Source organism: Paenarthrobacter sp. NPDC092416, from assembly GCF_044755025.1.
Taxonomy (GTDB): domain Bacteria; phylum Actinomycetota; class Actinomycetes; order Actinomycetales; family Micrococcaceae; genus Arthrobacter.
Genome location: NZ_JBIVQG010000011.1, coordinates 58177 through 81748 on the forward strand (window position 1 = coordinate 58177; position 23572 = coordinate 81748).

Below are 23572 nucleotides of genomic sequence, written 5' to 3' on the forward strand. Positions count from 1 at the left end.
GCAAGGGGCACGAAACGTGGCAGCACCGCAGAATTACTTGGCCGTCATCAAGGTCGTCGGCATCGGCGGCGGTGGCGTGAATGCAGTCAACCGAATGATCGAGGTCGGCCTCCGCGGCGTCGAGTTCATTGCCATCAACACCGACGCGCAGGCGCTGCTCATGAGCGACGCCGACGTCAAGCTCGACGTCGGACGCGAGCTCACGCGCGGCCTTGGCGCCGGCGCCAACCCAGAGGTCGGCAAGCAGGCCGCTGAAGACCACGCCGATGAGATCGAAGAAGTTCTCCGCGGCGCGGACATGGTCTTCGTCACCGCAGGCGAGGGCGGCGGCACCGGTACCGGCGGCGCCCCTGTGGTCGCGCGCATCGCACGCTCATTGGGTGCTCTGACCATTGGTGTGGTCACACGCCCCTTCACCTTCGAAGGCCGCCGTCGTGCTGGCTCGGCAGAAGCCGGCATCGACGCCTTGCGCGACGAAGTCGATACCCTTATCGTCATCCCCAACGACCGTCTCCTTTCCATCAGCGATCGCAACGTCTCCGTCCTGGACGCTTTCCGTTCCGCTGACCAAGTCCTCCTGTCCGGCGTCCAGGGCATCACCGACCTGATCACCACGCCCGGCCTGATCAACCTCGACTTCGCCGACGTCAAGTCCGTGATGCAGGGCGCTGGTTCGGCTCTCATGGGTATCGGCTCCGCCCGAGGCGAAGACCGCGCGGTCAAGGCCGCCGAATTGGCTATCGCTTCACCGTTGCTCGAAGCTTCCATCGATGGCGCCCACGGGGTCCTGCTGTCCATCCAGGGTGGCTCTGACCTGGGCCTGTTTGAAATCAACGAAGCGGCCCGCCTCGTCCAGGAAGTTGCCCACCCCGAGGCCAACATCATCTTCGGTGCCGTCATCGACGACGCCCTGGGCGACGAAGCCCGCGTGACGGTCATTGCTGCAGGTTTCGATGACGTCAAAGCCACCTCTCCGTCCATGGACCAGTCCCGTCCGGCCCAGGCTCCGGCTGAGCGACCGGCCGCACCCGCAGCTGCGCCGACCAGTGCCGCGCCGCAGCACGCCACGGCAGGCATTGGCGCTTCGGGCTTGAGCAACTGGGGCCAGCAGCGTCCTTCGGCACTCCCGGCGGACTCCGGCTTCGACGTCGACCTCCCGGCTGTCGTGGAACCGGACCTTTCGGGCAGCCGCTCGGACGATCTCGACGTCCCCGACTTCCTGAAGTAAAACAACGTCCGGGAGAGTCAGCAGCTGGTGTTTTGGTGGCGGAATGAAGTTCGGCCGGGTGTATCGGTTGCCTTCACCGATGCAGATGCCGGCAATCTGGCTCTCCACGTGGGGGACAATCCGGACGACGTCTTGAATCGTCGTGCCCAGGTGGAGGCGGCCGCGGGCCTTGGTCGGCGGTGTTTCCAGTACATGGACCAGGTGCACGGGAACGCAGTGGAGTTCATAGGAAGCTTCGGGCGGGGTCCTACGGCCGACGCCATGGTTTCCGCCGTCACGCCTTCGTTTGCCGAGGTCCAGCCGTTGTCCGTCATGGTGGCCGACTGTGTTCCGGTGGTGCTCGTCGGCGATAACGCGGACGGTACTCCCGTGGTGGCCGTCGCCCATGCCGGGCGACCTGGTGTGGCTTCGGCGGTAGTGCCCGCCGCCGTCGTGCAAATGCGCCATTACGGTGCCTCGAACATCAGTGCCTGGCTGGGACCTTCCATCTGTGGCGCGTGCTACGAAGTTCCTGAGCAGCTCCGGGCCGACGTCTCTGCCCTGGTGCCGGCTATGTGGTCTTCCACCACCTGGGGGACCCCGGCCTTGGACCTTCCAGCCGGTGTGCGCGCTCAACTGGCCGAACTCGACGTCACCGTGGAGTATTCAGGGGAGTGCACCCTGGAAAACGATTCTCTTTTCTCCTACCGGCGGGATTCCCGGACCGGTCGATTTGCAGGTTTGGTGTGGACGCATGACTGACCCCGGACAGGACCTTCCCGTGGAAGGTTCTTTGGCCGATGCCCGGAGGGCCGAACTTGCGGGGCGGTTGGAATTAGTCCGTCATCGGATTGCGGCAGCAACCAAGGCCGCTGGTCGTTCAGACGAACCCCGGCTCATTGTGGTCACTAAATTCCATCCTGCTGCGGACGTCCGGAGGCTCGCGGCCCTTGGCGTGGCGGACCTCGGCGAAAACCGGGATCAGGAAGCTGCTGCGAAGTCGGCCGATCTGGCCGACCTTGACGTTCGATGGCACTTCATTGGCCAGCTCCAGAGCAACAAAGCCAAGTCCGTGGCCAAGTACGCGTACTCCGTGCAATCCATCGACCGGATCCAGGTGGTTGACGCCCTCGCAAAGGCGATTGCGCGCGAACAGGATGCGACCGGGCGTGGCGATCTTGAGTGCTTTATCCAGGTTGGCCTCGACGACAACGCCGGCGCCCACCGTGGTGGGGCGGGTCCCGCTGACGTCGAGGTGCTGGCGGATCACATCGAGGCGGCTGTGGGCCTGAAGTTTGCCGGCTTGATGGCCGTCGCGCCTCTCGGTGCGGATCCGGAGGCAGCCTTCGCGAAGCTGGCTGCCATCTCCGACGCGGTTCGAATGATCCACCCCGACGCTGTTGGCATCTCTGCGGGGATGAGCCAGGACTTGGAAGCGGCCGTCAAATTCGGGGCGACACACCTGAGAATTGGCTCCGATATTCTCGGTTCGCGTCCGGCCGTGGGGTAGCGTCAAAGTATTGGAATGACGGGCCGGAGTTCCAAGAATGTCAAGTCATGGCGGCCCGCCTACTGCAGACACGATAGGAGTGCACCATGGCTGGCGCTCTGCGCAAGACAATGATCTATCTTGGGCTCGCCGACGGCGATGAACACTACGAATCTGAGCATGCCGTAGCGCACCAGGACGACGAGCGTCACCAGGCCCAGGAGCGCGAAGAACGCCGTGCTCCTGCACCCGTCCGTGAAATTGTCCGTGAATTGCCCACTGTTGACGCCGAAGAGGAATACCGCGCCCCCGTGACACCTATCAAGCGTGCGGCTTCCAGCCGCGAAGATGCCTCTGGCCTGAGGCAGATCACCACTGTCCATCCGCGTTCATACAATGACGCCAAAGTCATTGGTGAGAGCTTCCGTGACGGCATCCCCGTCATCATGAACGTGACGGACATGGGTGAGGCTGACGCCAAGCGGCTCGTCGACTTCTCTGCCGGTCTGGTCTTTGGCCTCCATGGCAGCATCGAGCGGGTCACCAACAAAGTCTTCCTGCTGTCTCCTTCCTATGTCGAAGTCATCGGCGACGACAAGAAGGCCAGCGAAACGCAGGCCAGCTTCTTCAACCAGAGCTGAGAACAGCCTTATTGGCAGATGCCAGGCGGGTCACCCCGCCTGGCATCTGTGTTGCAATAGTAGGGACCGATCGGCATTCCGGAACAAGTGGGAGATCTGAGCTAACTCGTGGGCATTGTTTTCGGCCTTATCTATATTGTGTTGTTGCTGTTTTTCATTGCTCTGATCATCAGGCTGATCTTTGAATGGGTACAGATGTTTGCCCGTCAGTGGAGGCCGCGGGGTGTTGCGTTGGTAACAGCCCACGTCGTCTATTCGGTGACCGACCCGCCGCTCAGCAGGCTGCGTCGCCTCATTCCGCCTCTTCAGTTGGGTGGGATTTCCTTGGATTTGGGCTTCCTGATCCTGATAGTTGTAGTCAGCATCGCCATGGCCGTGACCTTCAACCTGGCGTAGTTGCCCCGCGGCTGCTGGACCGCCATGGATAGTCCAAAGGCCGCAAATTCTCCAAATCAACACGATGGTGTTGAATTGGAGGAACCAGATGATATTTAGGTACCGTAGTTTTGAACGGCCGGAAGGCCTACTGACTAACTAGACCAACGAGGTGACCAGATGGCTTTGACGCCAGAAGACGTTGTCAACAAGCGCTTTCAGCCGACCAAGTTCCGCGAAGGCTATGACCAAGACGAGGTGGATGACTTCCTCGACGAGATCGTGGTGGAACTGCGCCGCCTGAACCAGGAGAACGACGAACTTCGCAAGAAGCTCGGCGAGGCCGGTTCGGCTGTCCCGGCGGCTGCCGCTCCGGCTCCGGTTGTCGAGAAGGTTCCTGCTCCGGTCAAGGTTGACAAGGAAGCCGAGGCAAAGGCGGAAGCCGAGGCCAAGGCCGCTGAAGCTGCCAAGAAGAAGGAAGCCGAAAAGGCAGCAGCTGCTGCAGCTGCTCCGGCTCCCGCCGCAGCTTCGGGTGTTACTCCTTCCGCTGAATCAGCTGCCGGCCTGCTGGCCATGGCCCAGCAGATGCACGACAAGCACGTCTCTGATGGCGCGCAGCAGAAGGAAAAGATCATCGCCGAGGCACAGATCGAGGCCTCAAGCCTCGTCAACGATGCCCAGGAGAAGTCCCGCAAGATCCTTGGTGCCCTCGAGCAGCAGCGCTCCGTTCTCGAGCGTAAGGTTGAGCAGCTCCGTGGCTTCGAGCGCGACTACCGCTCTCGCCTGAAGGCCTACATCGAAGGCCAGCTGCGCGACCTCGACGCCCGTGGTTCCGTCGCTGCCCCTGAGGTCGGCGAAGCAACCGCCGACGTTTAGCAAGTATTCTGAAAGCCGGTGGCTGAGGACTCCTCGGCCACCGGCTTTTGCTGTTAAGGCCCGCAGCAGCCCGCTACGTTTCCGAATGAAAGCACTATGACCGACGACCTCACCGACGGCGCAACCCAGCCGGCACCCATTGTCCGCCACACGTGGCGCCCTGCCATGCTGTGGCTCTTTGCCGGATTGGCTGTGTTTGCTTATGCCTTTGACCAGCTGACCAAGCTCTGGGTTACCAGCACCATGACAGAGGGTGAGCGCATTCCTGTGTTGCCGCCCCTGCTGCACTGGTATTACATCCGGAACTCTGGCGCAGCCTTTTCCATCGGTGAGAATGTCACCTGGATCTTCACCATCATCATGGCCGGTGTTTCCGTGGCCATTCTGTTCCAACTGAGGCGCCTCGGTTCGGCATGGTGGGCTTTGTCGCTTGGGCTGCTTTTCGGCGGTGCGCTGGGAAACCTGACCGACCGGCTGTTCCGTGAGCCTTCGTTTGCCATGGGTCACGTGGTGGACTTCATCCAGCTTCCGAATTTCGCGATCTTCAACATCGCTGACTCGGCTGTGGTGTCCGGCGTCGTGATTATTTGCCTCCTGACACTCCGCGGTATTGGCCTCGACGGCTCGCGCCAGGTCGCTCAAAGCAAGCAGGGCAGCAACTCGAAGCCCGTCAAGGGCGACTCCGAGGAGGCAGCAAGTGAGTGAATCAGTTCGCGTCCCGGAGGACCTCGCCGGCGTCCGTGCCGATGCAGGCCTGGCAAAGCTGTTGGACATCTCGCGTTCAGCTGCCGCATTGCTGATCGCCGAAGGAAATGTCACCACCGGCGGTGCAGCGGTGGGCAAATCTGCGAAACTCGTTGCCGGCGCCGTGTTGGACATTATTGTCCCGGAGCGTCGGGATCCCCTTGAAGTCGTGGAGGAAGTTGTGGAAGGCCTGAAGATCCTGCTGGATGACGAGGATTTCGTTGTCATCGACAAGCCAGTGGGAGTTGCCGCGCACCCTTCGCCGGGCTGGGTGGGACCCACGGTGGTGGGTGGCCTCGCTGGCGCCGGCTACAGGATTTCGACTTCGGGTGCACCTGAACGCGCGGGCATTGTCCACAGGCTCGACGTCGGTACCTCCGGCGTCATGGTGGTCGCGAAGACAGAGCACGCCTATACAGTGCTCAAGCGCGCCTTCAAGGAGCGAACAGTAGACAAGGTGTACCACGCAGTGGTCCAGGGTCTGCCGGATCCCCTTGAGGGCACCATCGACGCCCCGATCGGACGCCACCCGGGCCACGATTGGCGCTTCGCTGTCATTGAAGACGGGCGGCCTTCCGTGACCCATTACGAGGTCTTGGAAGCCTTCGGCAAGGCCACACTGGTGGAGGTCCACTTGGAAACCGGCCGAACGCACCAAATCCGCGTGCACTTCTCGGCCCTGCGCCACCCCTGTGCTGGTGACCTTACTTACGGTGCGGACCCGCGGCTCGCGGCCAACCTCGGGCTGACCCGGCAATGGCTGCACGCCCGGCAACTTGGCTTTGCCCACCCCCGCAGCGGGGATTGGGTGGAAGTGACCAGCGACTATCCAGCGGACCTGCAGTACGCGCTGGACCTGCTGGCCAGCGGCAGCGCCTAGCTCGAACGTCAGCGGCTCCCGGTAGACTGTCCGGGTGACTTCCAGCAATGATTCGTTCGTCCACCTGCACACCCACACCGAGTACTCCATGCTGGATGGGGCTGCCCGTTTGGGCGAGTTGTTCGACGAAACTGAACGCCTGGGGATGCCTGCCCTGGCCACTACGGACCACGGCTACTTGTTCGGGGCGTTCGACTTCTGGCGGAAGGCCACGGACAAGGGCATCAAACCGATCATCGGTGTTGAAGCCTATGTCACTCCCGGAACGGCCCGCGGAGACAAAGAGCGTGTGCGCTGGGGCGATGAGAACCAGCGCAAGGACGACGTCTCAGGCGGTGGCTCCTACACCCACATGACCCTGTTGAGCTACAACAACGTGGGCATGCGAAACCTGTTCCGGGCCTCCTCCATTGCGTCGCTGGATTCCGTGTTCGGAAAGTGGCCGCGGCTGGACCGAGAACTTCTCAACACGTACTCGGAAGGCTTGATTGCCACGACGGGTTGCCCTTCCGGAGAGGTCCAGACCAAGCTTCGGCTCGGCCAATACCGCGAGGCTGTGGAGGCTGCTGCCGAGTTCCGTGACATCTTCGGCGCAGAAAACTATTTCTGCGAGCTCATGGACCATGGACTGGATATTGAGCGAAGGGTTACGGGCGACCTCCTGAGGTTGGCAAAAGACCTGAACCTCCCGCTGGTTGCAACGAACGATCTCCACTACACGCACGAGCACGACGCCAAGGCCCACGAGGCCCTCCTGGCCATTCAATCCGGCTCTACGCTCCTTGAGCCCACATATGACAACGGCGGTTCCCGCTTCGCGTTCTCCGGCAGCGGCTACTACCTCAAGTCCCCGCAGGAAATGCGTGAACTCTTCCGCGACCACCCGGACGCGTGCGACAACACGCTGCTCATCGCCGAACGCTGCGAAGTGTCGTTCAACACGGGCGCCAACTACATGCCCCGGTTCCCTTGCCCTCCCGGCGAAGACGAGACGTCCTGGCTGGTCAAGGAAGTCGACACGGGCCTTCAGTACCGGTATCCACAAGGCATCCCGGACAACGTCCGCAAGCAAGCCGATTATGAGCTCGGGGTCATTACTTCCATGGGCTTCCCGGGCTACTTCCTGGTGGTCGCCGACTTTATTAACTGGGCCAAGAACAACGGTATCCGCGTGGGACCGGGCCGTGGTTCGGGTGCAGGCTCCATGGTGGCGTATGCCATGCGCATCACCGACCTCGATCCGCTCCGCCACGGCCTGATCTTCGAGCGCTTCCTCAACCCGGACCGCGTCTCCATGCCCGACTTCGACGTCGACTTCGATGACCGGCGTCGATCCGAGGTGATCGACTACGTCACCAAGAAGTACGGTGACGAGCGAGTGGCGATGATCGTCACCTACGGCACCATCAAGACCAAGCAGGCCCTCAAGGACTCCTCACGTGTGCTGGGCTACCCATTCAGCATGGGCGAGACACTCACCAAGGCGCTCCCGCCGGCCGTTATGGCCAAGGACATCCCGCTGGCCGACATCCAGAATCCTGAGGCCAAGCGATACAGCGAGGCAGGGGATTTCCGGCAGCTCATCGCCACGGATCCGGAGGCGGCCAAGGTCTTTGAAACGGCGCTCGGCATCGAGGGTCTGAAGCGGCAATGGGGTGTGCACGCCGCCGGTGTCATCATGTCCTCTGACCCGATCATCGACGTCATTCCGATCATGCGCCGCTTCCAGGACGGCCAGGTCATCACGCAGTTCGACTACCCGACGTCCGAAGGCCTCGGCCTGATCAAGATGGACTTCCTGGGCCTCCGAAACCTGACGATCATTTCGGATGCCCTGGAAAACATCAAAATGAACCGGGGCGTGGACCTCGACCTCGAAAACCTGGAACTTGACGACGTCGCGTCGTATGAGCTGTTGGCGCGTGGCGATACCTTGGGGGTGTTCCAGCTCGACGGCGGTCCCATGCGGTCCCTGCTCAAGCTCATGAAGCCTGACAACTTCGAAGACATCTCGGCCGTGTTGGCTTTGTACCGCCCCGGCCCCATGGGCGCCAACGCCCACACTGACTATGCCTTGCGCAAGAACAAGATCCAGGAAGTCATCCCCATCCACCCGGAGCTGGAAGAACCGCTCAAGGAAATCCTTGGCGGCACCTTTGGCCTGATCGTGTACCAAGAGCAGGTCATGGCCGTGGCGCAGAAGCTGGCGGGCTATTCGCTGGGCCAGGCAGACATCCTCCGCCGCGCCATGGGCAAGAAAAAGAAGTCCGAGCTGGACAAGCAGTTCGCCGGCTTCTCCCAGGGCATGCAGGACAACGGCTATTCCATGGCTGCCGTCAAGACACTCTGGGACATCCTGCTCCCGTTCTCCGACTACGCCTTCAACAAAGCGCACTCCGCCGCTTACGGCGTGATCTCCTACTGGACGGCTTACCTGAAGGCGCACTATGCGCCCGAATACATGGCCGCCTTGCTCACGTCCGTTGGTGACGACAAGGACAAGTCCGCCATTTACCTCAATGAGTGCCGCCGCATGGGCATTACGGTGTTGCCGCCGGACGTCAACGAATCCTCGTTGAACTTCACGCCAGTGGGCCAGGACATTCGCTTCGGCATGGGCGCCATCCGCAACGTCGGCGTCAACGTGGTTGAAGCCATGGTGGCGGCCCGGACCAGTGAAGGCAGCTACACCTCCTTCAAGGACTTCCTGATGAAGGTACCTGCCGTTGTGTGCAACAAGCGCACCATTGAATCCTTGATCAAGGCCGGTGCCTTCGACTCCCTGGGTCACCACCGCCGCGCCTTGGCCATGATTCATGAAGAAGCGATCGACTCGGTCATTACGCTCAAGCGCAACGAGGCAATCGGCCAGTTCGACCTCTTTGCCGGATTCGAGGACCAGGAACCAGAGGCGTCTCTTACCACGGAGATTCCCGATCTTCCGGAGTGGGAGAAGAAGGACAAGCTTTCCTTTGAACGGGACATGCTTGGCCTGTACGTCTCAGACCATCCATTGCAGGGTTTGGAGGGCGTGCTCAGCCAGCACGCCGAAATGTCGATCACCTCGATCATCGCGGAGGACGGACCGCACGACGGCGCGATCGTCACCATCGCGGGCATGATCACTTCACTGAGCCGCAGAATCGCCAAAGCCAGTGGCAACGCCTATGCCCGGGCAGAGATCGAGGATCTGGGCGCTTCGATGGAAGTGATGTTCTTCGGCCAGGTCTATGGACCTATTGCGTCCGTCCTTGCTGAAGACCTGATTGTGGTGGTCAAGGGCCGCTTGCAGCGCAGGGATGACGGCGCCGTGACGTTGAACTGCATGGAACTCTCTGTGCCGGACCTCAGCGAAAGCGTTAACGGGCCGGTGGTGATCACGATTCCCACGTTCAAGGCAACCGAAGCGGTGGTCACCGATCTCCGTGATGTGTTGCGCACGCACCGGGGGAACTCCGAAGTGCGTCTCAAGCTCATGGGGGATACCAAGGTCGAGGTCATGGGACTGCCCGTCCACATGCGCGTGAACCCGAGTCCATCGCTCTTCGGCGATCTGAAGGTGCTCCTGGGACCTGCCTGCCTGGACAACTAGGGCAGTGGACCAGCCAGGGCAGTGGACCAGCCAACCTGACTCTCAGGTCAGGCGCCCGCTGGGCTAGATTTCGTAGTCGAGCGGCGCCGGCTGGCTGTAACCGCCACCATGGTAGAGCAGGGGAGTACCGTCGTCGCCCACTTGTCCGTCGATGACCTCGACCACTACCACTGCGTTGTTTTCAAACGACAGGCGCATCTGGATTTTCCCCACCAGCCACCCCGAAACGTCCTTGAGGATGGGGACATCGTGAGGTCCGGGCTCCCAGTGATCACCTTCGAAGCGATCACGGGTCCGGGCAAAGCGGTCGGCCAGGGCCTGGTTTTCCAGGCCAAGCATGTGGACGCCGATGTATTCGGCGTTGGCGACCGCCGGCCAGGAGCTGGAGCTTCGGGCCATGTTGAAGGTGAACCGGGGCGGTTCGGCGGATAACGAAGCCACGGAGGTGGCCGTAAAGCCGAAAGGCTTGCCGTTAAGGTTGGCCGTGATGATGGCCACGCCAGCGGCATGCCGCCGGAACATTTCTTTGAATGTCTGCTCGAAGCCGGCCTTTTCGCTTGCCACGGTGTTGAGTCTCCTGAGGTATTTCCGCACGTCTATTCCCTCAGGGTATGCCTCCCGGGCAGTGGGCCCTAGTTGTTGAGCGCGCGTGAAGCTTTGTTAATGTGTGTTGCATGACCGAGTCCACTTTGCACGTCCCCGCTGGGATCACACCGGCTCCGCACAGCAGGCCATGGCGTTCCCGTGAGGTGCTGTGGTTGGCGCTTCCTGCAGCGTCCGGTGTTCTCCTTGGCGTGGTCTGGTGGGTGTTGGCCCCGGGTGGCCTCAACCTGGTCTCCGGGAACCCGGACCTTGCAAATGCCGCCAATCCTGATTCCTGGTTGCCGCGGGATCTGGTGCTTGCTGGAATGATGCTCGTCTCCGGGTGCTTTACCGGCGTCATGCTGGACGGGAAACTTCAAGGGCCGGGCGCCGGCCGGCGGCTTGGGTTTGCGCTCGTTGGGGGCGCGGTGGGCGGCGTGATGGCCTGGCTCACCGGACTGCTTGCTGCACTGTTGTGGGGCGCCGCACCCGATCCCGCCCTCGGTCTTGAGTATGGCTTTACGCTCCGGTCCTTTGCCGTGCTCCTGTTGTGGCCGGGAGCTACAGCGTTCGTCACCTTTGTGTTGGCCCTGTTCGGGGTTCTCTCGCGGAAACCCGTAAAATAGCCGGGTGACCACTTCTTCGGATACAACTGTCCCTGCCACCTTGCCCTTGGAATTCCGCAGCATCGATTTCCGGGGCCGCAACCTTTCGCTGGCGGAATTGCGCGCCGCGGTACCCCGGGCGCAGCATCAGACGTTGGCTGAAGCGGAGCAAAAGGTCCTGGACATCATCTCGGCAGTGCGCAGCCGTGGTTTTGACGCCCTTTCTGAATTGGCCAGGAACTTCGATGGCGTGGAACAGTCCCACCCCCGTGTTCCGGCGGAGGCCCTCGCGAAAGCACTGGCTGAACTTGATCCCGGGGTGCGCGCCGCCCTGGAAGAGTCCATCAGCCGCGCCAAGCAGTTCGCCGAGCAGCAGCGACCCGCAAATGTGGATGTCGCGTTGGCCGATGGCGCCCTTGTCAGCCAGAACTGGATTCCCGTTGGACGCGTCGGGCTCTATGTCCCCGGCGGCTTGGCTCCACTGGCTTCCTCGGTGATCATGAACGTGGTGCCCGCAGTTGCCGCAGGAGTCGAGTCCATTGCTTTGGCTTCGCCGCCGCAGAAGAATTTCGGCGGGCTGCCGCACCCCACTATCCTGGCCGCGGCGTCACTCCTGGGAATCGATGAGGTTTACGCAATCGGAGGCGCCCAGGCGATCGTTTCCTTTGCGTACGGCGTCCCTGGCTCAGGCGATGAACTTCCGATCGAGCCTGTGGACGTTGTGACGGGCCCAGGCAACATTTTCGTGGCAACTGCCAAGCGGCTCGTCAAGGGCGTCGTGGGCATTGATTCCGAGGCGGGAACCACCGAGATCGCCATTCTTGCGGATGCGACGGCCCGTCCCGCGTTGGTTGCCGCTGACCTGATCAGCCAAGCCGAGCACGACCCCAAAGCAGCGTCGGTCCTGGTGACTGACTCAGCGGACTTGGCGGACGCCGTCGTACTCGAACTGGCCCGGCAAGCGGCAGCTACCAAACACAGCGCCCGAGTCCTTGAGGCACTGTCAGGTCCGCAGTCCGGTGTGGTCCTGGTGGACAGCCTCGAACAGGGCATCGCTGTATGCAACGCCTACGCCGCTGAGCACTTGGAGATCATGACGGCGGACGCGCCGGCGGTTGCCGCGCGTATCCGCAACGCAGGGGCGATTTTCGTAGGGGACTACAGCCCGGTGAGCCTGGGCGATTACTGCGCGGGTTCCAACCACGTCCTGCCCACCAGTGGTACGGCGGCTTTCTCGTCTGGTCTCAACGTCACCACGTTCCTTCGTGCGGTGCAGGTCATCAATTACAGTCGTGAGGCACTGGGGCAGGTCAGCGGGCACATCGTCAGCTTGTCCGGCGCGGAGGACCTTCCGGGACACGGCGATGCGGTCAAGATTCGCTTTGTGGAAGGCAGCTAACCACTACATATACGGGTACCCACCACTACATGTAGTAATTACACGCTTGTCATTAGGGTGTGAACGAACGTAAACTGGTGCCGGAAGCGAAACTTCCGGCACCTTTTGCGTTTCCGGCGTCCAGCCGACGCTGTGTTGGGCCGGAGCTGATCAGGGGAGGCCCAGCGTGTATTGTCCGTTCTGCCGGAATCCTGACTCGCGCGTCGTCGACAGCCGCATGGCCGACGACGGTTCGTCCATTCGACGCCGCCGGCAGTGCCCGGAGTGTGGCCGACGCTTCACCACCGTGGAGACAACCAGCCTGTCCGTGATCAAGCGGTCAGGCGTGGGTGAGCCATTCAGTCGGATCAAGGTCATCAGTGGCGTCCGGAAAGCATGCCAAGGACGGCCTGTCACCGAAGACGACCTCGCCATGCTGGCCCAGGAAGTCGAAGAGAACATCCGTTCCTCCGGTGCTGCGGAGATCGATGCCCATGAGGTCGGGCTGGCCATCCTCGGACCGTTGCGGAAACTTGATGAGGTCGCTTACCTGCGATTCGCCAGCGTGTACCAGGCCTTTGAATCACTGGAAGACTTTGAATCCGCCATCTCGCTTCTTCGACACGAGGCAGAAGCGCATGCGAAGAACGGCGCCAAGGATGCCAAGGGTTCTGAAAAGAGCCAACTCTAGCTCCGGTGGTGGCAGTGGAGGGGAAGCCGCAGCCACCACCGGCATCATCCTTCGCCTGTTGGGCTAACGCCCGCCCGACACCGGGAGAATGGCTCCTGTGATGTACCCGGCGTCACCGGACAACAGCCACAGTACGGCGGCAGCAATCTCTTCGGGCTCGGCGCCCCTGCCCATCGGAATCGTGGGGTTCAGCCGTGCAACGCGGTCAGGCATTCCGGCCGCCGCATGCAGCCCGGTGTTGGTGCTGCCGGGCGCCACGGCATTGACCCGGATGCCCTGCTTCGCCACTTCGGCTGCCAGGCCAACTGTAAGGACGTCAACGGCCCCCTTCGTCGCGGCATAGTGGACCCAGGTGCCCGGCGAGCCTGCTTTGGTGGCAGTGGAGGAGATGTTGACGATTGAGCCCCCGCCGCCGCCGCTGCTGGTTGATAACCTTCGGACGGCTTCCTGGCACATGTACATCATCCCGGCCACGTTGACATCCACAACCCGCTGCACGGTCTCAACCGGCACATCGGCCAGGGTGCCGATCAGGTTGCCAGTAATTGCCGCGTTGTTGATGACCGCCGTGATGGGACCCAGCTTTGCCGCCGCCTCGAACAGGCATACGACGTCGGCTGGCTGGCTGACGTCGGCCCGAACGGCCACGGCCGTCCCGCCTTCCGCCATGATCTCCGCTACTACGGCGCCGGCGCCGTCGGCATCCGCAGAGTAGTTGACGACGACGCCGTACCCGGACCGTGCTGCGGCCTGCGCGACCGCAGCACCGATGCCCCGGCTGGCGCCGGTGACAATCGCAATTCCAGGTGCGGCGTCGTTCGTCACGGAGTGCCCGCTACTTTGCCAGCTTGTGGTGCAAGGCGACCTCAAGGGCGGCACCGACGATGCCGGCGTCGTTCTTCAGTTCAGCAGTGACGATCTTGGTCCTCAGCTCCAAGTGCGGGAAGTACTCGTCGGATCGCTTGGAGATGCCGCCACCCACAATGAACAGTTCCGGAGAGAAGAGGAACTCAACGTGCTGGAGGTACCGGTTGAGGAGGACACCGTACTCGTCCCAGCTCAGGCCATCGCGTTCGCGTGCCACGGCGGAAGCCTTGGTCTCGGCGTCGAATCCGTCGACCTCGAGGTGGCCGAGTTCAGCGTTCGGCACCAGCTGCCCGTTGAAAATGAAGGCCGAGCCGATGCCGGTACCCAAGGTGATGACCAGGACGGTCCCGTCCACGCCTTCACCGGCGCCGTAGCGTGCTTCGGCAAGACCGGCGGCGTCGGCGTCGTTGATGACCTCAACCGGGCGGCCCAGGCGTTCCGTAAACTTCTTGTCGATGTCTGTGCCCAACCATGACTTGTCCACGTTGGCCGCAGAGTTCACCACACCGTGCTGGATGATTCCAGGGAACGTGACACCCACCGGCGAACCTTCGGCCGGAGCGTCGGGACGGCTGGAGAGTTCCTCGACGATTTGGGCGACGACCTCAGCGACGGCTTCCGGCGTTGCGGGCTGGGGCGTAGGCACTCGGAAGCGGTCGCCGATCAGCTTGCCCTTCTTCAGGTCGACGATGCCGCCCTTGATGCCGGTGCCGCCGATGTCGATACCGATCAACGGTGCGTTCTTGTGGGTCTTCTCATCCTTCTTGGACAATGCATTTCCGATCATGGCAGGAGGGGTGGGCATGGCGCAGCCGCCGCGGCTGCGGTAAACCTTCCGAAGAGCTCAGGGAAGGGTAAGGATTTCCGCGCCGGTCTCAGTGACCAGCAACGTGTGTTCGAATTGGGCCGTTCGCTTGTGGTCCCTGGTGACGACCGTCCAGTCGTCGGCCCACATGTCCCATTCGATGGTGCCGAGCGTCAGCATGGGTTCGATGGTGAAGACCATGCCTGCCTCGATCACGGTGTTGTACGCCGGGGCTGCGTCGTAATGCGGGATGATGAGGCCTGTATGGAACGCCTCGCCAACACCATGGCCAGTAAAGTCGCGCACCACGCCATAGCCGAAGCGTTTGGCGTAGGACTGAATGGCACGGCCGATTACGTTGATTTCGCGGCCCGGGGCCACGGCCTTGATGGCGCGGTTGAGCGACTCCTGCGTACGCTCAACCAGCAAACGGGACTCTTCGTCCACGTCGCCAACCAGGAAAGTGTAGTTGGTATCACCGTGCACGCCGTCGATGAAAGCGGTGATGTCAATGTTCAGGATGTCGCCATCCTGAACCACGGTTGAATCCGGAATGCCGTGGCAGATGACCTCGTTGAGGGAGGAGCAAAGGGACTTCGGGAAGCCTCGGTAGCCCAGCGTGGACGGGTAGGCGTTGTGGTCCAGAAGGAACTCGTGGCCGATCTTGTCCAACTGATCCGTCGTTACGCCAGGTTCGATGTGCTTGCCAACCTCGACGATGGCCTGCGCTGCGATCCTGCCGGCAACCCGGATCTTCTCAACGGTCTCCGGCGACTTCACCTCGGACCCGGTGAACTTGGTGGGCGCCTTCTTGCCGACGTACTCCGGGCGGGGGATCGACGCCGGGACAGGCCGTTCAGGGCTGATGGTTCCCGGGGTGAGCGTGCCGATGGGTGCAGTCGAAGCGAGAGAAGGCATAGATTGATCATATAAGGCACGCAAGAGACGTAAGTAACAAACTGTGGCCCGGTCCCTGAGACCCCGCCAACGTTACGCGTCAGAGGGCACGATGATCGAGGAGGAGACGTGACGGAGTATTGGTACAACGTCAAGACACACGAGATCGAAGAGGACGCCATGTCCGACTGGACCCAGCTGATTGGCCCCTACAAAACCAGGGAAGAGGCCGAGCACGCTCTTGAGAAGGTTCAGCAACGCAACGAGGCCTGGGACGCGCAGGACGACGACTAGGCCCGACCGCCCTGCAGGACACAGGGTTAGAAGGAATGCTCCGGTCCGGGGAACTGGCCGGAGCGTACTTCTTCTGCATAGGCGGCAGCGGCAGCGCTGAGCGTGGTCCGCAGATCCGCATACTGCTTCACGAACTTGGCCATCTTGCCGCCGCGCAAGCCCGCCATGTCCTGCCAGACCAAGACCTGGCCGGTGGTGGTGTTGCCGGCGCCGATGCCGATGGTCGGGACGCGCAACGCGGCATCGATCGCCGCGGCCGTCTCTGCAGGAACCATCTCCATGAGGACGCTGAACGCCCCGGCTTCCTGCAACGCTACGGCGTCGTCGATCAAGCGTTTGGCGTCATCACCGCGGCCCTGGACCCGGTAGCCGCCCAATGAATGTTCACTCTGCGGCGTGAAGCCAATATGGGCCATGACGGGAATCCCGGCCTGCACCATCGCTTTGACGGTGTCTGCGTAATAGGCGCCGCCCTCGATTTTTACTGCGTGAACGAGGCCCTCCTTGAGGAACCGCACGCCGGTGGCGACCGCTTGTTCCGCCGAGACTTCGTAGCTGCCAAAGGGGAGGTCGGCGACGATCAGTGCCCGCTTGGCTGAACGGCTCACGGCCCGGCTCAGTGGCAGCAGTTCATCGACGGTGACGGGGAGGCTGGTTTCATTGCCGAACACGTTGTTCGAGGCGGAGTCACCCACCAGCAGGACTTCGATCCCGGCCTGGTCAAAGATTTCAGCGGTGTATTGCTCGTACGCCGTGAGCATGGCGAAGCGCTCACCGTTGTCCTTGGCTTGCTGAAGGTGATGGATACGCACCCTGCCCAAGGGCTTCTTGCCTGCCGCGGGTGACGCCTGGGACGCAGTCGCTGGGCCGGTTCCATAGGGCGCGGGGACTTCGGCGGGCGTGGTGGACTCAGGAAGATTGCTCGGGGCCATGGGTAGAGCCTAAGCCGTGCCGACGACGCCTGCCACCAGTGTGCTGAGCGTCACCGTTTGTAAACGCTGTGTTACGCGCAGCTACTGCGGCGGCATTCGGGCGGAAGTCTTAGTAGAGTGAAGGCTGAGCTGCCGTGGCTTCAATCCAAGGATTCCGCGGTGTGGATACCGAATCGGAAAAGAGGCCCTATGGACCGCCAGCAAGAGTTCGTTCTGCGGACGATCGAAGAGCGTGACGTGCGCTTCGTACGCTTGTGGTTCACCGACGTCGTGGGTTCGCTCAAATCTGTGGCGCTCGCGCCGGCTGAAGTTGAAGGTGCGTTCGAGGAAGGCCTGGGCTTTGATGGTTCGGCCATCGAGGGTCTGGCCCGTGTGTTCGAGTCGGACATGCTGGCCCAGCCGGACCCTTCCACGTTCCAGATTCTGCCGTGGCGTGGTGAAACCGAACAGACGTCCAGAATGTTCTGCGACATTCTGACGCCCGACGGCGAACCGTCCTCTGCCGACCCCCGCAACGTCCTGAAGCGGACGCTCGCCAAGGCCGCGGACATGGGCTTCACCTGCTACACCCACCCCGAAATCGAGTTCTACCTGCTCAAGTCCAAGGACCTGGGCCCCAACGGTGCTCCCGTTCCGGTAGATGAGGGTGGCTACTTTGACCACGTTCCCGGTGGCGTTGCGCAGGACTTCCGCCGTACGGCCGTGACCATGCTGGAATCGGTGGGCATCTCGGTGGAGTTCAGCCACCACGAAGGCGGACCCGGCCAAAACGAGATCGACCTCCGTTACGCCGACGCCTTGCAGACCGCGGACAACATCATGACGTTCCGCACAGTCATCAAGGAAGTTGCGCTGCAGCAGGGCACCTATGCAACCTTCATGCCCAAGCCCTTCACGGACCACCCGGGCTCCGGTATGCATACCCACTTCTCCTTGTTCGAGGGCGATACCAATGCCTTCTTCGAGGCCGGTGCCGAGTTCCAGCTGTCCAAGACTGCACGTCAGTTCATCGCCGGCATACTCAAGCACGCTCCGGAATTCACGGCCGTGACCAACCAGTTCGTGAACTCCTACAAGCGTCTTTGGGGCGGCGGCGAGGCGCCCAGCTACTTGAGTTGGGGGCACAACAACCGTTCGGCGCTGGTTCGTGTTCCGCTGTACAAGCCGGGCAAGGGCCAGTCCGCGCGCATCGAATACCGTGGCATTGACTCTGCCACGAACCCCTACTTGGCTTACGCCGTCCTGCTTGGCGCAGGCCTCAAGGGCATCGAAGAAGGCTACGAACTTCCGGCAGCAGCTGAGGATGACGTCTGGTCGCTGACCACCGCGGAGCGCAAAGCCATGGGCCATGCCCCGTTGCCCGCGAGCCTGCACGACGCCATCCGCGCCATGGAGGAATCGGAGCTGGTGGCTGAGATCCTCGGCGAGCAGGTCTTCGAACACTTCCTGCGGAACAAGCGCGCGGAATGGCAGGACTACCGTCTCCAGGTCACGCCGTACGAATTGCAGCGCAACCTCGGCATTCTGTAGGCGGGGCCTGTGAGCCTTGCACGTCAGCTCATTTCGGCCGGATTCAGTGACTTGGAGAAGGGCGAGCGGTTTCTCGCTGCCCCGGAACTGGAAGGGATCGAGCAGGACGCCCTGTTCGCGGGGTTGTCCATCGCTGCCAGCCCGGACACGGCCCTGCAGTCGCTCGTCCGCTTGATCGAGAAGAACCCTGGCCTGAAAGAACTGGCCGGGGCCGACGCTGACACCAGCGAACCTCTGTACCGCCTGCTGGGTGCGTCAGAGGCTCTGGGGGAGTTCCTCATTCGTCGTCCGGAGCATTTGGACGTCTTCGATGTCCGCGTCAGTCCGGAGCCGCTTCCCGCCCGCAGTGAGGACCTCCGGTCCCGGCTGCTGCGCTCCGTGAAGGCTGAACCGGGTGCGCAGCGTCCGGTGGCGGGCATGACAGGCCTTCCCGCGTATGCCGCGTTGCGGGCGGCCTATCGCCGCGGCCTTACGGAATTGGCCATCAAGGACTTGTGCGCCGCGTCGCCGCAGGATTTCATGCCGGCCGTTGGTGCAGAGCTGGCCGACCTTGCCGGCGCTGCCATTGAGGGAGCCCTGGCTGTCGCCCGGGCTGAAGTGGCAACGCAGTTCGACGCTGCAGAGATTGCCGACGTCGGACTCGCCGTCATTGGCATGGGCAAATGCGGCGCCCGGGAGCTGAACTACATTTCCGACGTCGACGTCATTTATGTCATTGAAGCGGGCGAGCTGGAAGACGCCCGTGCGGCGACCATCGGAACCGCTTTGGCTTCCGGCATCTCCAGGGCAATCTGGTCCTCGGCTCCGGAGCCCGGGCTGTGGGAAGTTGACGCCAACCTCCGGCCGGAGGGCAAGTCCGGCCCGCTGGTCAGGACCCTCGCTTCGCATCTGAGCTACTACGCACGCTGGGCCGAAAGCTGGGAATTCCAAGCCCTGCTGAAGGCCCGGACCATTGCGGGCGACAGGGAACTGGGCCAGCGCTATGAAGAGGCCGTCCAACCACTCGTGTGGGCGTCCGCGGGTCGCGATGGCTTCGTGGAATCCGTTCAAGCCATGCGGCGCAGGGTTACCGACCATATACCGGCCGCCGAAGAGCAGCGCCAAATCAAACTGGGCCGTGGCGGATTGCGCGACGTCGAATTCACCGTTCAGTTGCTGCAGCTTGTGCATGGCAGGTCGGATGAGTCGCTGAGGTGCCGGGATACGACGTCGGCAATTGCGGCGCTGTCTGCGGGCGGATACATCGGTCGTGCCGACGCAGCGGCTTTCGACGGCGCGTACCGGTACCTCCGCTTATTGGAGCACCGGATCCAGCTTTTCCAGCTGCGCCGAACCCACCTTATGCCCGTTGCCGAGGACGCCCAACGATTCCTGGCCAAAGCCGTCCTGGGGCCGTTCGCCTTGGAGCGGCCGCATCCGGACCAGCTCATTGGAACCTGGCAGAAGACCAAACGCTCCGTGCGCGAACTGCATGATCGCATCTTCTACCGCCCACTGCTCAATACTGCTGCAAAGTTGAGTACCGAAGACGCCAAACTCAGTCCTGAGGCTGCCCAGGGCCGTCTGGCCGCGCTCGGCTACTTGGACCCGCAGGGGGCTATGCGGCACATCGAAGCTTTGACGGCCGGCGTGAGCCGGCGGGCCGCTTTGCAGCGTCAACTCCTGCCGATTCTCTTGGGCTGGCTGGCTGAAGGAGTGGACCCGGACGCCGGACTGCTTGCTTTCCGTCGCGTGAGTGAAGCGCTGGGCACCACGCACTGGTACTTGGGTATGTTGCGGGATTCGCAAGCAGCGGCCGAGCGTTTGTGCCACGTGCTGGCCAATTCACGGCTGATCTCCGATCTGTTGGAAGTCTCCCCTGAATCCGTGGCGTGGCTGGGCAGCGACAAGGACCTGGCGCCGATCGGTTTCGAAGCGCAATGGCAGGAAATCCAATCCAAACTGTCGCGGCATGAGGATCCAGAGAGCGCCATGCGGCTCATCCGGCTCATCCGGCGGCGCGAGATCCTTCGGACCGCCATCGCTGACAGTTCGGGCCTGTTGGACCAGGAAGCTGTGGGGCTTGCCTTGGCTGACACGGACCGTGCTGCTGTACTTGGCGCCCTGCATGTAGCGGAAAACATGACTGCTTCCGCCGGGCCGTTGAAGACCGAAGTGCTGGTTGTGGCGATGGGACGCCAGGGGGGCCGTGAAATCGGTTACGGTTCGGACGCCGATGTCATGTACGTCCACCGTGCCCTGCCGGGTTTTACGGACGCGGAAGCCCAGGAACAGGCGACGGCGATCGTTGGCCGCGTCTCCAGCCTGCTCACCCAGCCGCTCAAGCCGGCGATCATGGCCGAGCGCGTACTCGCTGTGGACGCTGACTTGAGACCCGAAGGCAAGAACGGCGCCATGGTCCGGTCCTTGGATTCGTACGCAGAGTACTATCGTCGATGGTCGCTCATCTGGGAGGCACAGGCGTTGCTTCGTGCACGTCCCATGGCCGGTTCCGACCAATTGGCCACGGACTTCGTCCGGCTCATCGATCCCATCCGTTACCCGGACGAGCTCGCCGAACAGGACGTCCGGGAAATTCGCCGAATCAAGGCCCGCGTGGAGTCTGAACGACTTCCGCGCGGCGCAGATCCCGCCCGGCAGGTCAAGCTCGGCCGCGGTGGACTCAGCGACGTCGAATGGCTGGTGCAATTGCTCCAACTTCAGCATGCCGGCAAGAACCCGGAGTTGCGGACCAGTTCCACACTGGAAGCCTTGGCCGCTGCAGAGGCGCTGGAGCTGATTGGCAAGGACGACGCCGATTTGCTGCGGAAAGCGTGGAAGCTGGCAAGCCGCATTCGCTCGGCCAACGTGATTGTGACCGGACGGGGTTCGGATGTCCTGCCATCGTCGCGCAGGGACCTTGAGGCAGTGGCCCGATGGTGCGGCTACGCCCCGGGGACAGCGGCGGACTTCGAGGAAGACTACCTACGCCTCAGCCGCCAGGCACGGGCAGTATTTGAGAAAGAGTTCTACGGCTACTAGGCCCGGTTAGCGGGTCGGCCGGGCAACTACGTCTTCTGGTGCTCGGCGGACCCGCTCGAAATGGGCTGCAGCCGCTCACGGACATGCCGGAGCATGGTGACCACCGGGGCGCCCGGGACCAGGACGTCGTCCACCACGTAGCCTTCCTCGCGGTTCCGAAGCGCATCCACCATCAGTTGCCGCCACCGCTGCACTTCGCCCGCGTACGCGTCGTCGTCGGCCAGATTCGTACGTTCGTCCGGGTCGTCGTCGAGGTTGAACAATTGTTCCGTACCCTTCCCGGAACCCCAGATGTACTTGTGGCGTCCGTCGGTAAGCCAGTGCAGGTTCTGTCCCCAGTAAACGTGTTCGCCATGCAGGAGGTCACGGACCGGTTCGTCGCCCTGTCCTTCGACCAAGTGTGCCAGGGACTTCCCGTCCACAGAATCGGGGATGGGCAATCCCGCCAGGTCCAGGAGTGTCGGCATGATGTCGCGGAGCTCGACCACGTGGTCCAACACTGCGCCACGGGCGGCCACTGGCGCGGACGGCGCGTTGGCAATGATGAACGGAATGCGTGCCGAGCCTTCGTACGGGACGGCCTTACGGAACATGTGGTGATCGCCCATCATCTCGCCGTGGTCACTGGTGAACGCAATGACGGTGTCCTGGTGCAGGCCGAAGTCGAGCAGCGATTCCTTGATGCGGTTGATTTGGAGGTCAATCTGGGCCATGAGGCCGTAGTATCCCGCCCTGGCCCGGTGCACCACGTGGTCTGGTAGCCTGCCGTTGCTGGCCTGGTAGTCGCCGTCCTGCCGATGCTCATCCCAGTGGTGTTCCCAGTTGCCCTCTACCGGCTTGTAGGCAGGAATGTTGAGGTACTGCTCGAACGCCCACGACGGCGGGTCATACGGCGGGTGCGGACGGTGGAAGGACAGGTAGAGGAAGAAGGGCTTCACTGGGTCGCGGCGTTGCATCCATTCGATGGCTTGAGTACCGATCCAGTGTGTGGGGTGCAGGTTCTCCGGCTTGTCCCAGGGGCGGGCGACCACGGAATTGCAGTTGACGCCATGATCGAAGTACTCGGCATCGGGGCTGACGCCAGGCTGCCGCCGCAGCCATGGGACGTAGTCATCGAACATGGCGAACTGCTGTTTGTGTTCGCGGCGGGAGTGGTGGAGGTATCCGTCATGGAGGATGACGTCGTCGAAGCCAAGCCTTGAGCGCTCAGGCCAGACATGCATTTTCCCGATGGCCTGAGTGTGATATCCGGCCTTCCTGAACTCGCCCTGGACAGTCACGGGGTGGGCTTCGTGAAATGGCACGCCGTCGTTGTAGCCCACGCGGCCGTGCCGCTCTTGCGACTGTCCTGTGAACAGCGCGACCCGGGCAGGAACGCACGTGGGTGTAGCTGAGTAGCCTTTTGAGAAGCGAACGCCGTTGCGTGCCAGTTCGTCAAGATGGGGTGTTTCCACGTAGGGGTGGCCATCGGCGGAGAGGCAGTCGCCCCGCCACTCATCGACACAGATCAGGATGACGTTCGGCTGGGTCATGGGGGAGTCCTCAAGGGGGTTGGAAACTGTTGGCTCAACCCTAATAGCGGGGCATCACTTTTTGCGCGATTGTGACGTGGAACGCATTGTTTCCGTCGGATAAGATCATCAAGTGCTTGCAAATGCTTGGCTTATCCCGCTGCAAAAGGTCGACGACGACGCCCGTGCCGTCCATCTGGGTGCAGTTGCGGCGATGGCGGTAACCGAACAGCAGCGTGACTTCGTTGGCGACCCTCTGCGCATGATGCTGGTGGGGCTCGAAGAGGAGTCGCGCTTGCCGTACGTGATTGAATCCGACGGGGTTGCCGTGGGTGTTCTCACCTTGCAGTCTGGGGCTGCCACGCTTGCAGGATGGCCTGAGGCCGGCTCCGCTTGGCTCTTGAGGGGTTTCCTCATCGACACCAGGTACCAAGGCAGGGGGCTGGGGTCGCTTGCAGCGCGTGCGGCCTTTGATGAAGCGCGAAAGCTGACCGTCGCCCTGGGTGGCGACCAGGCCGGCGTCGTACTTTCCGTTAACGAGCGCAACCCTGCCGGTATCAACGCCTACGCGAAGGCGGGGTTCCTTGACTCCGGTCAGTACCTTGGCGGCTCAGCGGGTCCGCAGCGCATCATGCACAGGGCCTTCACGTAGTTG

22 protein-coding genes are annotated in these 23572 nt (G+C 62.4%); 16 read left to right on the top strand and 6 right to left on the bottom strand.

The genetic code is table 11. The features are described from left to right. The first annotated feature begins 16 nt into the window (after nt 1-16). From ftsZ to dnaE, 9 genes are all read left to right on the top strand, one after another. Nucleotides 17-1228: a cell division protein FtsZ gene (ftsZ, locus tag ACIQC5_RS18315; RefSeq protein WP_400285568.1), complete on the top strand. Its 1212-nt coding sequence runs from the start codon at nt 17-19 to the stop codon at nt 1226-1228. A gap of 27 nt (nt 1229-1255) precedes the next feature. Then, nucleotides 1256-1969, top strand: a complete 714-nt coding sequence (locus tag ACIQC5_RS18320; RefSeq protein ID WP_400285571.1) for a polyphenol oxidase family protein — start codon at nt 1256-1258, stop codon at nt 1967-1969. Further along, nucleotides 1962-2717: a YggS family pyridoxal phosphate-dependent enzyme gene (locus ACIQC5_RS18325; protein WP_400285574.1), complete on the top strand. Its 756-nt coding sequence runs from the start codon at nt 1962-1964 to the stop codon at nt 2715-2717. The genes ACIQC5_RS18320 and ACIQC5_RS18325 overlap by 8 nt, the downstream gene beginning before the upstream one ends. An 86-nt stretch (nt 2718-2803) precedes the next feature. Beyond that, nucleotides 2804-3337: a cell division protein SepF gene (locus ACIQC5_RS18330; RefSeq protein WP_400285577.1), complete on the top strand. Its 534-nt coding sequence runs from the start codon at nt 2804-2806 to the stop codon at nt 3335-3337. 108 nt (nt 3338-3445) lie between these two features. Then, the gene (locus ACIQC5_RS18335; RefSeq protein ID WP_400285580.1) at nt 3446-3733 is read left to right on the top strand and encodes a YggT family protein; all 288 of its coding nucleotides are present in this window, start codon (nt 3446-3448) and stop codon (nt 3731-3733) included. A gap of 159 nt (nt 3734-3892) precedes the next feature. Beyond that, the gene (locus ACIQC5_RS18340) at nt 3893-4588 is read left to right on the top strand and encodes a DivIVA domain-containing protein (RefSeq protein WP_400285583.1); all 696 of its coding nucleotides are present in this window, start codon (nt 3893-3895) and stop codon (nt 4586-4588) included. Between the two features lie 96 nt (nt 4589-4684). Beyond that, on the top strand, nt 4685-5293 hold the full coding sequence (gene lspA / locus ACIQC5_RS18345) for a signal peptidase II (protein ID WP_400285586.1): 609 nt from the start codon (nt 4685-4687) through the stop codon (nt 5291-5293). Then, nucleotides 5286-6212: an RluA family pseudouridine synthase gene (locus tag ACIQC5_RS18350; RefSeq protein ID WP_400285589.1), complete on the top strand. Its 927-nt coding sequence runs from the start codon at nt 5286-5288 to the stop codon at nt 6210-6212. Before lspA ends, ACIQC5_RS18350 begins: the two co-directional genes overlap by 8 nt. Before the next feature lie 34 nt (nt 6213-6246). Beyond that, the gene (dnaE, locus tag ACIQC5_RS18355; protein ID WP_400285592.1) at nt 6247-9804 is read left to right on the top strand and encodes a DNA polymerase III subunit alpha; all 3558 of its coding nucleotides are present in this window, start codon (nt 6247-6249) and stop codon (nt 9802-9804) included. A 63-nt stretch (nt 9805-9867) separates the two neighbouring features. On the opposite strand, the gene ACIQC5_RS18360 is transcribed toward dnaE, so the two are convergent. After that, nucleotides 9868-10368 carry a flavin reductase family protein gene (locus ACIQC5_RS18360; protein ID WP_400285594.1) on the bottom strand — a complete coding sequence of 167 codons (501 nt, stop codon included), beginning with the start codon at nt 10366-10368 and terminating at the stop codon, nt 9868-9870. Nucleotides 10369-10478: 110 nt separating this feature from the next. Between ACIQC5_RS18360 and ACIQC5_RS18365 the strand changes: the two genes are divergently transcribed. From ACIQC5_RS18365 to nrdR, 3 genes are all read left to right on the top strand, one after another. Further along, nucleotides 10479-11012, top strand: a complete 534-nt coding sequence (locus tag ACIQC5_RS18365; protein ID WP_400285597.1) for a hypothetical protein — start codon at nt 10479-10481, stop codon at nt 11010-11012. Between the two features lie 4 nt (nt 11013-11016). After that, nucleotides 11017-12390 (top strand): histidinol dehydrogenase, encoded by a 1374-nt coding sequence (gene hisD / locus ACIQC5_RS18370; protein WP_400285600.1) that lies wholly within the window; start codon nt 11017-11019, stop codon nt 12388-12390. A gap of 166 nt (nt 12391-12556) precedes the next feature. Then, on the top strand, nt 12557-13060 hold the full coding sequence (nrdR, locus tag ACIQC5_RS18375) for a transcriptional regulator NrdR (protein ID WP_400285603.1): 504 nt from the start codon (nt 12557-12559) through the stop codon (nt 13058-13060). Between the two features lie 63 nt (nt 13061-13123). On the opposite strand, the gene ACIQC5_RS18380 is transcribed toward nrdR, so the two are convergent. The 3 genes from ACIQC5_RS18380 to map form a co-directional block, all read right to left on the bottom strand. Then, nucleotides 13124-13885: an SDR family oxidoreductase gene (locus ACIQC5_RS18380; protein WP_400285606.1), complete on the bottom strand. Its 762-nt coding sequence runs from the start codon at nt 13883-13885 to the stop codon at nt 13124-13126. Between the two features lie 10 nt (nt 13886-13895). Further along, nucleotides 13896-14699: a polyphosphate--glucose phosphotransferase gene (gene ppgK, locus ACIQC5_RS18385; protein ID WP_400285841.1), complete on the bottom strand. Its 804-nt coding sequence runs from the start codon at nt 14697-14699 to the stop codon at nt 13896-13898. 72 nt (nt 14700-14771) lie between these two features. After that, nucleotides 14772-15650 (bottom strand): type I methionyl aminopeptidase, encoded by an 879-nt coding sequence (gene map, locus ACIQC5_RS18390; RefSeq protein WP_400285609.1) that lies wholly within the window; start codon nt 15648-15650, stop codon nt 14772-14774. A gap of 108 nt (nt 15651-15758) precedes the next feature. Here map and ACIQC5_RS18395 point away from each other — a divergent pair, with 108 nt between their 5' ends. Continuing rightward, nucleotides 15759-15923 carry an SPOR domain-containing protein gene (locus tag ACIQC5_RS18395; protein ID WP_400285612.1) on the top strand — a complete coding sequence of 55 codons (165 nt, stop codon included), beginning with the start codon at nt 15759-15761 and terminating at the stop codon, nt 15921-15923. 26 nt (nt 15924-15949) lie between these two features. Here the strand turns inward: ACIQC5_RS18395 and panB are convergent, their stop codons facing one another. Next, nucleotides 15950-16855 carry a 3-methyl-2-oxobutanoate hydroxymethyltransferase gene (gene panB, locus ACIQC5_RS18400; RefSeq protein ID WP_400285615.1) on the bottom strand — a complete coding sequence of 302 codons (906 nt, stop codon included), beginning with the start codon at nt 16853-16855 and terminating at the stop codon, nt 15950-15952. 189 nt (nt 16856-17044) lie between these two features. On the opposite strand from panB, the gene glnA reads away from it, so the two are divergent. Both glnA and ACIQC5_RS18410 read left to right on the top strand, forming a co-directional pair. Then, a complete protein-coding gene (glnA, locus tag ACIQC5_RS18405) occupies nt 17045-18385 on the top strand; it encodes a type I glutamate--ammonia ligase (RefSeq protein WP_400285619.1) in 1341 nt (446 codons plus the stop codon). A gap of 9 nt (nt 18386-18394) precedes the next feature. Further along, nucleotides 18395-21406 carry a bifunctional [glutamine synthetase] adenylyltransferase/[glutamine synthetase]-adenylyl-L-tyrosine phosphorylase gene (locus tag ACIQC5_RS18410; protein WP_400285622.1) on the top strand — a complete coding sequence of 1004 codons (3012 nt, stop codon included), beginning with the start codon at nt 18395-18397 and terminating at the stop codon, nt 21404-21406. Nucleotides 21407-21432: 26 nt separating this feature from the next. Here ACIQC5_RS18410 and ACIQC5_RS18415 read toward each other — a convergent pair whose 3' ends face one another. After that, nucleotides 21433-22938 carry an arylsulfatase gene (locus ACIQC5_RS18415; protein WP_400285625.1) on the bottom strand — a complete coding sequence of 502 codons (1506 nt, stop codon included), beginning with the start codon at nt 22936-22938 and terminating at the stop codon, nt 21433-21435. A gap of 112 nt (nt 22939-23050) precedes the next feature. On the opposite strand from ACIQC5_RS18415, the gene ACIQC5_RS18420 reads away from it, so the two are divergent. Further along, the gene (locus tag ACIQC5_RS18420) at nt 23051-23569 is read left to right on the top strand and encodes a GNAT family N-acetyltransferase (protein WP_400285628.1); all 519 of its coding nucleotides are present in this window, start codon (nt 23051-23053) and stop codon (nt 23567-23569) included. Nucleotides 23570-23572: the final 3 nt, after the last annotated feature.